This window comes from Gimesia fumaroli, assembly GCF_007754425.1.
GTDB lineage: Bacteria > Planctomycetota > Planctomycetia > Planctomycetales > Planctomycetaceae > Gimesia > Gimesia fumaroli.
Genome location: NZ_CP037452.1, coordinates 7569160 through 7580695 on the forward strand (window position 1 = coordinate 7569160; position 11536 = coordinate 7580695).

General features: G+C 53.0%; 12 protein-coding genes. 3 read left to right on the forward strand and 9 right to left on the reverse strand.

The genetic code is table 11. From position 1 onward, the window contains the following. Positions 1–63: 63 nt before the first annotated feature. From clcA to Enr17x_RS28780, 3 genes are all read right to left on the reverse strand, one after another. Complete coding sequence (gene clcA, locus Enr17x_RS28770; RefSeq protein WP_198000858.1) at positions 64–1425, reverse strand: H(+)/Cl(-) exchange transporter ClcA; 1362 nt, start codon at positions 1423–1425, stop codon at positions 64–66. Between the two features lie 108 nt (positions 1426–1533). Further along, on the reverse strand, positions 1534–1917 hold the full coding sequence (locus Enr17x_RS28775) for a hypothetical protein (RefSeq protein WP_145313756.1): 384 nt from the start codon (positions 1915–1917) through the stop codon (positions 1534–1536). A gap of 127 nt (positions 1918–2044) precedes the next feature. Then, positions 2045–2341 carry a hypothetical protein gene (locus tag Enr17x_RS28780; protein ID WP_145313757.1) on the reverse strand — a complete coding sequence of 99 codons (297 nt, stop codon included), beginning with the start codon at positions 2339–2341 and terminating at the stop codon, positions 2045–2047. A 420-nt stretch (positions 2342–2761) separates the two neighbouring features. Here Enr17x_RS28780 and Enr17x_RS28785 point away from each other — a divergent pair, with 420 nt between their 5' ends. Then, positions 2762–3355, forward strand: a complete 594-nt coding sequence (locus Enr17x_RS28785) for an SMI1/KNR4 family protein (RefSeq protein WP_145313758.1) — start codon at positions 2762–2764, stop codon at positions 3353–3355. A gap of 19 nt (positions 3356–3374) precedes the next feature. Here Enr17x_RS28785 and Enr17x_RS28790 read toward each other — a convergent pair whose 3' ends face one another. Next, on the reverse strand, positions 3375–4037 hold the full coding sequence (locus tag Enr17x_RS28790; RefSeq protein ID WP_145313759.1) for a trimeric intracellular cation channel family protein: 663 nt from the start codon (positions 4035–4037) through the stop codon (positions 3375–3377). A 301-nt stretch (positions 4038–4338) separates the two neighbouring features. On the opposite strand from Enr17x_RS28790, the gene Enr17x_RS28795 reads away from it, so the two are divergent. Next, positions 4339–4617: a hypothetical protein gene (locus Enr17x_RS28795; RefSeq protein ID WP_145313760.1), complete on the forward strand. Its 279-nt coding sequence runs from the start codon at positions 4339–4341 to the stop codon at positions 4615–4617. A gap of 317 nt (positions 4618–4934) precedes the next feature. On the opposite strand, the gene Enr17x_RS28800 is transcribed toward Enr17x_RS28795, so the two are convergent. Continuing rightward, complete coding sequence (locus Enr17x_RS28800) at positions 4935–6362, reverse strand: enolase C-terminal domain-like protein (RefSeq protein ID WP_145313761.1); 1428 nt, start codon at positions 6360–6362, stop codon at positions 4935–4937. 184 nt (positions 6363–6546) lie between these two features. On the opposite strand from Enr17x_RS28800, the gene Enr17x_RS28805 reads away from it, so the two are divergent. After that, a complete protein-coding gene (locus Enr17x_RS28805) occupies positions 6547–6735 on the forward strand; it encodes a hypothetical protein (RefSeq protein WP_145313762.1) in 189 nt (62 codons plus the stop codon). 432 nt (positions 6736–7167) lie between these two features. On the opposite strand, the gene Enr17x_RS28810 is transcribed toward Enr17x_RS28805, so the two are convergent. The 4 genes from Enr17x_RS28810 to tnpA form a co-directional block, all read right to left on the reverse strand. After that, positions 7168–8586 (reverse strand): IS4 family transposase, encoded by a 1419-nt coding sequence (locus Enr17x_RS28810; RefSeq protein ID WP_145313763.1) that lies wholly within the window; start codon positions 8584–8586, stop codon positions 7168–7170. Positions 8587–8697: 111 nt separating this feature from the next. Then, positions 8698–10272, reverse strand: a complete 1575-nt coding sequence (gene tnpC, locus Enr17x_RS28815) for an IS66 family transposase (RefSeq protein ID WP_232100793.1) — start codon at positions 10270–10272, stop codon at positions 8698–8700. Positions 10273–10316: 44 nt separating this feature from the next. Next, entirely contained in the window at positions 10317–10679 is a 363-nt protein-coding gene (tnpB, locus tag Enr17x_RS28820; RefSeq protein ID WP_145305628.1) for an IS66 family insertion sequence element accessory protein TnpB, read from the reverse strand. Next, the gene (gene tnpA / locus Enr17x_RS28825; protein ID WP_145305627.1) at positions 10673–11020 is read right to left on the reverse strand and encodes an IS66 family insertion sequence element accessory protein TnpA; all 348 of its coding nucleotides are present in this window, start codon (positions 11018–11020) and stop codon (positions 10673–10675) included. Before tnpA ends, tnpB begins: the two co-directional genes overlap by 7 nt. Positions 11021–11536 lie beyond the last annotated feature (516 nt).

An 11536-nucleotide genomic window follows, 5' to 3' on the forward strand; every position in this document is an offset into this window, starting at 1 on the left:
CCCAGCATCCGACTGAGGCTTATCCCTCAAAAAATGCTGCCCGGCAGAGCACAGTGACATTTGTCAGCAAGGCTCTTTTTGTACCCCAGTTTCTTCACTGCCTTCAAGCGTTCGTTCCAACAGCATATCGTAGACCGGTTTGCTGCCCAGTGACTGTGCGACAACACTGGCTGTCATGCAGGTGATGATCATGGCCGGCAGCAGGTTAAAGCTGGCAGTCATCTCAGCCACCAGTACGATGCCCGTCAGCGGTGCCCGGACGGTTGCAGCGAACAGAGCGCCCATCGCGGCGATAGCACAACTGCCGGGATAGATATGCGCATGCGGTGCCAGATCTTGCGCGATATAGCCGAAGCTGGTGCCCAGCAACGCACCCAGCGCCAACATCGGAGCAAAGATGCCGCCGGGAACTCCCATCGAATAACTCAGAAACGTCATGATCGCCCGTACTACCAGCAGCGCAAGCAGAAAACTGAGCAGGGGAGACTTATCGAAAATTTCTTTCACCAGTGCTTCACCACCGCCCACATATTCGGGGGCGACAACCATCAGCGCACCAGCAACAGCGCCGACCGAACAGGCAATGATCTGCATCGTCCGCGGGTTCAGTCGGTCAGAAATCCGCAGGCACTTGAGCAGCACCGAATTAAAGCCGGCTCCCAAGGCGCCGATCAACGCGCCCAGCAGTAGATGAAAGGGGAGCGACGTCAACAGGTTTTCCGGCGGGGGAAATTTGGGTAGCCAGGTCTGGAGCTGAACCGGCAACTGCGGCAGCGTGCCGAACACCTGATCGTTTACAATATTCGCAGTAATGCTGGCCAGGATCACCGCGTGCAGGGATACGAAGTTGTATTTGAACCGCCGCCGCATTTCTTCGATCATAAAAAAGATCGCACCCAGCGGCGCGCTGAAGGCCACACTCAAGCCGGCGGTCGCGCCGGCCGCCAGAAGCGTATTCATTGTCTCTTCGTTGGAGTTTGCTTTCTCGCCGACGATCTGACCGACACAACCACCTAAATGAATCGTCGGCCCTTCGCGCCCCAGCACCAGTCCTGCGCCCATTGATAGCACGCCACCGATAAATTTAATGGGAAGCAATTGCCGCCAGCGCAAAGGCCTTAAGCCTGACATGATGCCTTCGATTTCCTGGATGCCGCTTCCTGCTGCTTCCGGAGCATAACGGCGGACCAAGAGCGCCGCGATACCAACCATGACGGCACCAAGCACTGCAGAGATGATGACGGCCAGTGCCTTGTGATCAGAGAATTGTTCTGCGATCACATTAAAGACGTCTGACGTGGTTTGCACTGTGTAATGAAAGGCCGACCCCACCGTGCCCACGCCCAGACCAATGATCAGCGCCAGCAGGTAAACCCACATCGCTTCTTTCAGTTCCGATCTCCGTTTCAACTCTGCGTCATGCATGTCCGTATCCATGTTCCGGCGTCAGATGATCCTGGCTTCTTTGCCATTTTTCACAGTTGGAAAAGATAACAGTTATCTGTCAGGAATAGTAGCTTTTTTATCTGCTCTTTAATAGATCCATTCAACCGGAATTCCTGCCCAGAAGGTGATATAACACAGCGCAAGCAAATAACAAACAAAAACCCCTGCGGAAATTCCTCCCAGGGCATGCTTAAATAACGCACTGAAAGCTGTAATCATTAAACCGGCGCTGAATCCGAGTCCAAATGCCCAAGCAATGTGTGGGCGTGCGAGATGTAGATTTTGTGCACTGAGATAGAGGTGCCACGTCGCCGCGGCCATCATGCCGGTAAAGAAAATCAGTAGCAGCCTCGCAAATGCCATCGGCTGTCGAAGCCTTTCATAAAAATGAAGATTCACAAATTGTGAGCGGCACAATGCCAGATCGTGTTTATTTAATGGTTTGAGTGTGATTCTCAAGATCGCAACCATACCCAGGTCGGTATGAACCGCGGCTAATACGGAACACTAACTGGCCGCCGTTTATCATCTGGCCGCTGATTGATGGACAAGCGGGCAAAAATAGAGGTGGTAGAGATCCAGTCTGTTTCTCCGACCTCTACTTGGGCCCCACAATAAACATGGACAGAATCATAGCCCAGGAAACCGCAAGAATCAGATAGAACGCTGCTTCCGCGTGACGAGTTTCATCAGTAATCCGGGAGATGCGGACGGCTACGAACACACCGACCGCCAGGGAAAGGACTAATAGACAGTATCTTCCTGTCACGGAACGGTTGAAAAAATAACGTTCTCCCAGCAGAACAGCCGTGATCAGGCCCATCAGAAAAAAAGTGATGGCAGCTATCAGTGTATTCCAGATGGTCAGCAATATTTTTACTAAGAGCACTTTCATTAGATAAACAGTAGCCAGTTCTTCAAATGATGCTTAATGAAACTTATGGTAGCTTTCTGAATCTGATCCTCAAATACTCCCGGAGAAGCGCATGTTATTTCAGAGTAACAATCAATAAAAAAGATGAACACAAATGTTGATGAATATTTATGCAAATCTAAACAATGGCAGCTGGAACTGCTCTGTACAATTTTCGTCGACACGCCACTGACCTTCAGAAAAGAAAACTGTTAAACTTGTGAAATGAGGAAAATGACAGACGCACTTTTAATCTAAAGCTGCTGTCCACTTCAGAAATTGATTTCAAAATCAGAATGTTCAAGGAAAGAATGGTACCATGCTGACACCAGACGTCGATATATTTCTCGATTCGGATCGTAGATCGCAGGGAGTCGTCTGTAGAACCGGAGTCATAAATGCATGATCGAATCCGAAATCCAGGAACTGGAAGCTGTCACTGACTGTCAACTGCCGTCAGTTTATCGTGATCTTCTGCAAATGTATCCACAGCGATTAACCGAACTCGCAACCACACTCGATGATGATGAGTTGGCAATGTTCTTTCATTCGAAGGAATCATTAACTCAGGCGAATGTCGCAGGCGCAGAATACAGAAACTCCATCTTTCCACCCCATTTTTTTATCATCGGCGAATCAGGGTGTGGCGACTACTATGCGATTGACACACACAACGCCATCGCTCCCGTCTACATGGGAGGCCCGCATCACGGCGAGTATCCCGAGGATGAAAACGAACAGCGTCTGCCCTACGAGGAGTCCATTCACTCCTACATTGAGCACGTGATTGCAGTCTACGAAGAATGCGTTGCCGATCTGAAAAATGATACGAAGTATAACCCCCCGGGAAAGTTGAGTGATGTCTTCAGCATCAGCCTCTCTGTGCTGCTCGCCCCTTTTGCTATTCTGTTCTTGCTGCTTTCCATCCTGCTGTCAGGCCCCCTGATGCTGCTGGTGCGACTTTGGGAGCTTGCACGGCCTTCAAAGGGGGAGTAGTTTTCTTTTCTGCACCTCTTTAACGATCTTCCTCATCCGAATCCTTTTCCCTCGACTGAGTCGTCAGCCAGAGAGGCACATGCAGGTCCCAGAAGATGGCGGCACTGCGCAGGGCTAAAATGAAGAGCGAGCAGGTAATTCCGAATTCGACAGGATACGCGGGGAGCCAACTCAAGCCCACGACATACAGCACACAGCCGCAGGTCACCGGGATGGCGTAGAGTTCGCGGCGCATCAACAGTGTCGGTTGACCGGCGAGGACGTCGCGCAACAGACCGCCGCCGATCGCCGTCAGCACACCCATCAGGATTGGCGCGAGGGGCATGCCGAACTCGATCCACATGACTTTTTGCGCTGCCTGGATCGCAAACATGGAGAGCCCCAGCGCGTCGAGATACAGCATCGTGCGGTAGATCTCTTTCCGCGTCAGCAGACGTTCGGTGAGAAACGCGACAAAACTGGCACCTAATGCGACCCAGATGTAGTTCAGGTCCGCCGCCCAGAAGACGGGGACTCCCAGGATTAAGTCGCGAATCGTGCCGCCGCCAATCGCGGTGATCAGACCCAGCACGCACGCGCCAAACAGATCAATGCCCCGCGGCGTCACCGCCAGCACACCGGTCACCGCAAAAGCGACCGTGCCTACCATCCCCAGCAGATATTGTAAGGTTGCTACGTCCATCGATGTTGAATCATTTAGAAGAAGTCAAAACGCGCCGCCACGAACATAACAACTTGATCAATGGAGACAGTCTCCATTTTATGGCAGACCGTTCAACTTACGAGCCTGAAAGCCGCCATTCCCGGCAAATAGTTCACTGACACAAGCTTGTTTTTATTACGACCACGAAAGACACGAAAGGGAAAATTCCAATTCCAGAATTTTTCTCGCTGAGAATTTAATTCCTGGGCTTGCAATGTCTGCCCGGTCGATGAACACTATTACAGACACCGTTATTAATTTTCGCTCCGGGATAAAACACATGACAACAAGCGAAGCGACTTATCTGCTGATTCCAGGCGTCATTCAAGTCCTCATTGTCGCTGTGTTTTACGGCGTCTTCTTTTATTTCGTCAAACGGCAACTCGATAAACGCCTCTTTCTACTTGCGACGCTGTCGACTCTGAATGGAATCGTCTTCATGATAATTTTCTTTCGGGGCGCATTTGCGATTCTCTTTGCCGTAACGATGTTTCTGATCTACCTGCCCTATCTCTATTACTATTGGAAAGGGCTCCCCGCTCAGAGCGACAACGCTTGAAACAAGACCGGGGGTTTTCGTGTGTGTTCGAGATTTTCGTGGTAGTAAAAACAGACCAACTTCGAACGGTTTCTGTATGCTGGTTTTTGTGAGCGGGACGGCGCTAGCCGCGGGTATTATATTTGGTACCCTTGTTCAAAACCGGTGGCTAGCGCCATTCCGCTCACTTTGTAATACGTGTCGCCCCGTTACATCAACGTGCTTCGTTTGGTCTGGTTCGAACGGTTTGTTCGGTTCCCATTGAAGACGGAAATCATTCGCATGCCACAAGGCGGGCGGACACATGGGTTCCGCCCCTACGATTTGAATTCGATCGTTCAGAGTGACAATTCCTGAAATCCGTCCATCGGTATTTCCACGCCAACACCAAACGGGGCGGCGTTGATGGAGGCCAGGTTCAGTTCGCCGCCGGTGATGTTGACGCGGGCAAAGCCGTCGTCCATCGCTGTGTACAAGTCGCCGTGCTGCTGCAGCATCCGTTGGCTGATCTCCTGCGGAAACGGAGAGAGGCCGCGAAAGTAGTGGTGGCCGTTGCGTTCGACTGAGGTGTTGCCGAGTGCCGCCTGTGCCGCCAGGTCCTGCAGTAAGGCGACCGGGCCGATATTCACCAGGTCTTCGCCGCTCATCTGGTAGCGGCTCGTGTGTTCCGTTGCATTAAGATAGTTGATCAGACAGCGATGGGCGGCCGCTTTCATGATGCCTTTGCAGTTCTTGTGGCTCGTGCCCGCGTAACCCAGCTTGAGTGCCTGCGCCAGCGCGCCCAGTTCGGCGTCCGATTCATCGATGATCACCGGGGGACCGTTTTCCCAGTCGGCAATGTTCGCGATCGCAGGGTCAAGGGCCACATCGCGATACAGGGGCTGCTCGATGAAGATCAGTTGTTTAAAGAATTCCTTCAGCAACGGGTCGGCCTGAATACGGTCCCACAGTTCGACGAAGCGGGGGAACTCGCGATACTGCTCGTTCCCGTCCAGCGTGAATCCAAACCGGGTGCCGCAATGATGTGTGATGACGCGGGCGACGGCCCGCAGCCGTTCGAGATCGCGGGCGACATCCCCCTGCACTTTCAGCTTGAAGTGATACAGTCCGTAACAGCGAATGCAGTCTTCCAGCGTTTGCGGCAGTCCATCGTCAATCCGGTTTTCCGGTGTCAGGTCGGCCGCCGTCAGTGGGTCGGAGAGCCCCACCGTATGCCGGGCGATGATTTTGGATAAAGGCTGCACGGGCAGAAATTCGCCCGGCGTGTGTCCCGCCAGTTCGGGGTGAATGGCCGCCAGATCGAGGCCGACACGATTCTCGCGGAGCAGTGTCGCCAGCGTACAACCCTCGGCCTGCGCCAGCGCATCGAGCAGCGTCCGCTCGACCATGCTGACGCCAAACTGCGCGAGCAGCGACGGCAGCCCCTCTTCCGCGGCCCATTTCACCTGGGCCTGATACACCTGCTGCCAGAATTCAAACACCGACGCAGCCGAGACCTCCCGCGCAAACCCGACGGCCCGCCGAATAACGAGCAGCATCTCATCGATCTCCTGCGCGGCCTCTTTCTCAGGCGACTTATCAAACCACTTCGGCAGCAGCCCATCCGCCGCAATCCCAGTGACAACCCTGCCATCGATCTCATACCGGCACTGCAAAAAAACATGCGGCGCGGCCGTCATCACAGCAATCCCAAACCGAAACGGCATCCGCGTTTCTGTTTCCGTGCGATGCAAAGTGGCGTCGATCAGTTTAAATTGAGAAAGCATGGTTCCGCAGTTCCTGTAGTCGATTCAATGTAAGTGATTGCGAGTCTTGCCGGGGCAAGATATGCTACGCATTATGGTTCTATCACGTCTGAAAACGCAAACGACAACACCCCTCCGCAGGATTTCGGTCTTCCGTCCGCCACAATGTGTTTCCTGCGCGCTGGTATACAGGAATGATTTTTCAATGAGTCAAAAACAAGAAAAAACAAAATACTATTACTTTATCGATGTGGATCTACGCACCCGACAAATCATCGGCTGGGGCAGCGAGTCGCGGGATGAAGTGGAGATTTATATGACTAAAGGTTTCCATAGAATATTTATGTCAAAGGGACAATACAATAAGCTGATCAAAGCGCTTGAAGAGTACTGAGTGAAAGACCAGCGTGTAACAAATCGTCCTCAGCAGCAGGTTCCAAAAAATCGACGAGATAAATGTTGCAGACTTACTAAGAATTTGGGTGATTAAAATGTGTCAGGTCCATTAAGTAACCAGCACCTTTATTTCTTTTTAGGAAAAAGCATCGCAAAACAGAAAAACAAAAAGAGATGTACTGCGAAGGCCATCAGGTAAATGACGATGATGACGGGAAATAACCAGAACGACTTCCACAAAAATGAGAAGTCGACTTGTTCTAAGAGCGCATACATTGCCAACAGGCTGAGTCCGAAAGCAATTCCCCCACAAATCATTCGAAAGCTGGACAATGAAAATTCTCTGAGATCGTCTTCTTGTGCATGAATCACGAGACCAAATAGTGGTAGCGACGAATGGCACTGCCTATTGTAGCGTAACAGTTTGCGTTCATACGATCGTCCTCCTTTGTTGATGGTAATGGTATCTTGGTTGCTTCAGCAAAGCCAGCACTTTGGTGCGGCGTTTATTGGCTCTGGGTTCTGTTCGACCAGTGCGATGCCCCACACGTTCGCTGCTGGGGACCTGTTGTCCGAGTGCAACCAACTCATCCGTGAGCTTCGTGACGGCTCCCAACAACCAACTGGCAGCCAGCATCTGTTGCGTGGTGGCAAACGAGAGGGAACGCGGATCACGGTCTGTTGAGAGACTGCTTTGCAGCATTTTTAACCGAATCAGATTATACGCCAGCAGGCACGACCAGAGTTCGGTGAGCACCATGTCCGGAGACTTCGCACGCAGAATATCCATCCCCAGCGAACACTTGATGCTGCGAATATCCAGTTCGATCAGCCAGCGGCTCTGATACACGGCGGCGATCCAGCGCGCCGGGTATGCTTTCCGATCTGTGATGGTGGTGGCAATCGTAAACGTTTTGGCGCGATACCCCGGCTGACTGATCTGCACATCGACCAGACGCAGAGTGAGCGTCAGCGGTTGTTGCCAGAATTCCTGACGGGTCATCCAGGCAGGACGTTGCAATGGTCGTGACCAGGTCACCAGTCGCTCCCGTTTACTCAGCCGCCGTGCGGCTTGCGGATGATCGTCACGCAGGTGATGATTCTTCATCAAAACCTGAACGCCCCGCGCACGGCACGCACTCACCAGCCAGTACGTGCAGTAATACGAGTCTGCCACCAAGGTATCTCCCGGTCGGAGTGCATCCAGCATTTGCCAGAACAGGGCCGTTTCGCCACTGCCTTTTCCGCTGTAAGGCCCGCTCACTAGATCCACCAGCAGTCCGGTTGTCATCGAGATCAGAGAAACGCAGCGTAGAACGGGGAACCCGAGCCCCGGTTTCTGAGTCGGGTTCTGTGGATAGGCACGCTGATTCTTGGGAGTATCGGCGGCCGTGAGGGTGAAGCCATCAACCAGCAGAATGCGACCGCCGGTGCTCCGTGATTTCACATCAGCGATGCTGGAAGGACTGAGGCGTGCCGCCGACTGCTCTCTGGTCTGGACACGATTCTGATCACAGGCCGCTTCCGCATCAGCGGCAATTTGTTGGACAATGTCTCGAATGACGATAAACGGGATTTTGAGTCGCGCCCGACAATAAGCACTGGTATTCGTACTGCAAACCCGTCGGCCCAGCGCGGCACACAGGCTGGCAACACGGATCACGGCCGCTTTACAGCTGCGTTGCTCGCCGGAAAAGAAGACCTGAGAAATTAAGGCCCAGAGCGTGATTGCGGGTGTGTAAACGTCATCCTCGCCGGAACCAAAATTGATTTCGTGTTCATCAAAGGTTTGTTGCCAGCGCTGGTCATCAATCACATCAGATAGCGGAAGCGAAGCATTTTGCATCATCGAACGTTTGAAAAGAGAAAATGATGCTGCATTCGAATGGGAAGCTGATATAAAGTAACCGTTTCAGCAAATACACGGTCTATCAATGACTGAACTGAATCGCTGCCGGGTTCAGCGTCGGCGGGTGTAGTGGGCTTCCGGGTGTTGCTTCAGCCATTGGTCTGGCAGCAGTTCTTCCAGGCGATCGGCGGCGTGATCGGTGATCCGCGTCAACACATCGCGCAGATAGGCAAACGGTTCCACTTCGTTTGCTTTGCAACTGGCCATCAGGCTGTAATGCACGGCGGCCGCCTGGCCGCCCCGGTCGCTGCCGACGAACAGATAATTCTTCCGGCCGAGGGCACAGGGACGCAAGGTGCGTTCGGCCAGGTTGTTGTCAATCGACAGGATGCCCTCGGTACAATACCGCGTAAACCCGGACCAGCGGCTTAACAGATATTGAATCGCCGCTGCCACCGGACTTTTCGGTAACAGACTGCGCGCGGTTTCCGTCAACCAGTCGCAGAACTTTTCCAGTATCGGTAGCGCCTGTTTCTGTCGCAACTGCCAGCGGCGTTTCCACCAGTGTTCGCAGTCCGCCGGCTGTGGCAGATCCGACTTCAACACGCCGGCTTCCCGTTCGATCGCGTATAACTGCTGGATAAACAATAATGCCCGGTGAGCGGCTTCCGGCTGCACCGTCCGCGCATCGTAAAACTTGCGTCGCGCATGCGCCCAGCACAAGACCTGGTGAATTCTGCCTGACCGGTACAGTTCTTCGTAGCCGGCATACGCGTCTGCCTGCAGATAACCGCAAAAGTGTTCTAAAAACGCCTGGGGACCGGCGCGTTCCCGGTTCGGGGTGAAATCATAGACCGAATACGGGTGCGCGACATCGCCACAGTAAACCCAGAACCGGCCGGTCCGCGTGCGGGAAAGCCGTTGGTCCTGGACGGGAATCGTCGTATCATCCGTATGTACGACGCTGGATTGCAAAACCCGGCTTTTCATCAGATCAATCAGCGGTTGCAGTAATTCTGCGGTTTCCAGGACCCAGCGGCTCATCGTGCTCCGCGAAAGCTGTACGCCATTCCGGCTGAGAATGGATTCATGACGATACAGGGGGAGATGATCTGAGTATTTCCCCACCAGGATCGTCGAGAGCAAGCCGGGGCCGGCGAAGCCTTTGGCAATCGGCCGGGCAGGAACTGGAGCCAGCGCCACATGCTCTTCACACTCCCGGCACGCGTATTTGAAACGTACGTGCTCGATCACTTTCAGGCTGGCAGGAATGAATTCTAACTGTTCGTGGCTGATTTCTCCGATCCGCTGCCGTGTCTGGTCGCAGCAGGGACAGCGTTTTTCCGATTCGGTCAGGTCATGCTCTACCCGTTCCCGAGGCAGATGATCGGGCAGCTTGTTACGGCCACCGCCACGACGGCGATGTGCGGAAACCGTCGTGGGAGGAGGTTCATCGTCCTCGGGCTCGGCCGCTTCCTCTGGAGTATCGGGTTCGTCAAACAGACTCATTTGATTGGGGGCGATCTTTTCAGAACGGGCGCCAAACCGCTGTCGCAGCAGCCGATCAATGAAATGTTTGAGTTGCTCGACTTCCCGCTGTTGCTCTCCCACGGTCTCACCCAACTGGTGAATCATATCATGGCAGGATTGGACGTCGTTCGGCAATGAGGATCGTTTCTGGTTCATGTTCCACGTCTTAACATAATCGTTGTCAGGCGGGAACTGTTTTTTTATGAAGTCGATACTTTTTCTGAAATCTGATAGCGTTTTCTGCGCTGCACGCTGGTCAGGTCGATGCCCTGCAGCAGGAGCCCCAGGTCGATTGAGGACAGTTGTAGGCCATGTGTGCCCTCCGGGCTGGAGAGACGCTGATATGTGCCCGCTTCCAGCCGTTTATACCAGATGGCCAGACCATCGTGGTCCCAGTACAGCAGCTTGATCCGATCCTGTTTTTTGTTGAGAAACACAAATAGTCCCCCGTCGAGTACGTTTTGCTGCAGGTAGACTTCGGTCATTCGCAGGAGGCCGTCAAAACTTTTGCGCATATCGGTGGGGACCGTGCAGAAATAAATGCGGGTGGGCAGATTCAGCATGCGCGCTGCTCCAGCGCGGCGAGCACGGTTTCGAGCGTGGTTTGATCACAGCCGTTTCCGACGCGAACCGAGGTGCCCTGTGAGAACACGATTTCAATCGGCGTGGCAGGGAGTTGGACTTCAACGGGCAGAAAGGAAGCTGCAGCGGTTGTCTCGGCATCCCGCTTTTTCAGTTCCCGTCGCCAGTAGTGGTAAGCTGGTTCGCTGAGTCCCTCACGCTGACAGAAGGCACGGATCGAGAGTCCGGACTGCAGTCGGTCAGAAAGGGTTTGTCGCCAGAACGCTTCACGGTTCGGGTTCCGTCGCTGGTCGGCACGCGGGGTTGGCTGGGATGCGGGCATCGCTTTCGCTCCTGAATATGCTGGTGGTTAAAACACATGCAGAATACGATACACGTCAAGGTGTATTTTGTGGGCCGGTTACGATATAAATGGCATAGAACCTTCCTTGGTCAAATGTTTTACCCACACCAACCCAAGGAAGGTCTTGCCAGAACGCAGCATAATGCCAGGAAAGGTTTTGCCAAACACAATTTCCAGCGAACTGGCAAAAAATCAGAAAATTAAAACCGTGACTGCGTCACCCGGGAGTCGTTGCGCAAACACAAACTCAAAAAACAGCGGCAGTGCCATTCGTGGTAGCGAGAATAACATTCCGTGAAATGCAAACAACTCAAAGAGAAATCTAATGTTTTCTAGGTGGCCTGTCGTCCACACCACTGCAAGTATTGACAGGAATGAAGTGAGTTCAAACATCAGTGCATAAAAAAATAACTTGCCCATTAGTTCTTTTCATTCAGAGTGTGGTCTATTTTTCCTTAAGCCCTATTCGTTCGCAGAGTTGATTTCTTAGTAATA

Bases quoted from the DNA above. Each gene is read 5' to 3' on its own strand.
- clcA (WP_198000858.1), bottom strand. From the start codon at position 1,425: ATGCATGACGCAGAGTTGAAACGGAGATCGGAACTGAAAGAAGCGATG.
- Enr17x_RS28775 (WP_145313756.1), bottom strand. From the start codon at position 1,917: ATGGTTGCGATCTTGAGAATCACACTCAAACCATTAAATAAACACGAT.
- Enr17x_RS28780 (WP_145313757.1), bottom strand. From the start codon at position 2,341: ATGAAAGTGCTCTTAGTAAAAATATTGCTGACCATCTGGAATACACTG.
- Enr17x_RS28785 (WP_145313758.1), top strand. From the start codon at position 2,762: ATGATCGAATCCGAAATCCAGGAACTGGAAGCTGTCACTGACTGTCAA.
- Enr17x_RS28790 (WP_145313759.1), bottom strand. From the start codon at position 4,037: ATGGACGTAGCAACCTTACAATATCTGCTGGGGATGGTAGGCACGGTC.
- Enr17x_RS28795 (WP_145313760.1), top strand. From the start codon at position 4,339: ATGACAACAAGCGAAGCGACTTATCTGCTGATTCCAGGCGTCATTCAA.
- Enr17x_RS28800 (WP_145313761.1), bottom strand. From the start codon at position 6,362: ATGCTTTCTCAATTTAAACTGATCGACGCCACTTTGCATCGCACGGAA.
- Enr17x_RS28805 (WP_145313762.1), top strand. From the start codon at position 6,547: ATGAGTCAAAAACAAGAAAAAACAAAATACTATTACTTTATCGATGTG.
- Enr17x_RS28810 (WP_145313763.1), bottom strand. From the start codon at position 8,586: ATGATGCAAAATGCTTCGCTTCCGCTATCTGATGTGATTGATGACCAG.
- tnpC (WP_232100793.1), bottom strand. From the start codon at position 10,272: ATGAACCAGAAACGATCCTCATTGCCGAACGACGTCCAATCCTGCCAT.
- tnpB (WP_145305628.1), bottom strand. From the start codon at position 10,679: ATGCTGAATCTGCCCACCCGCATTTATTTCTGCACGGTCCCCACCGAT.
- tnpA (WP_145305627.1), bottom strand. From the start codon at position 11,020: ATGCCCGCATCCCAGCCAACCCCGCGTGCCGACCAGCGACGGAACCCG.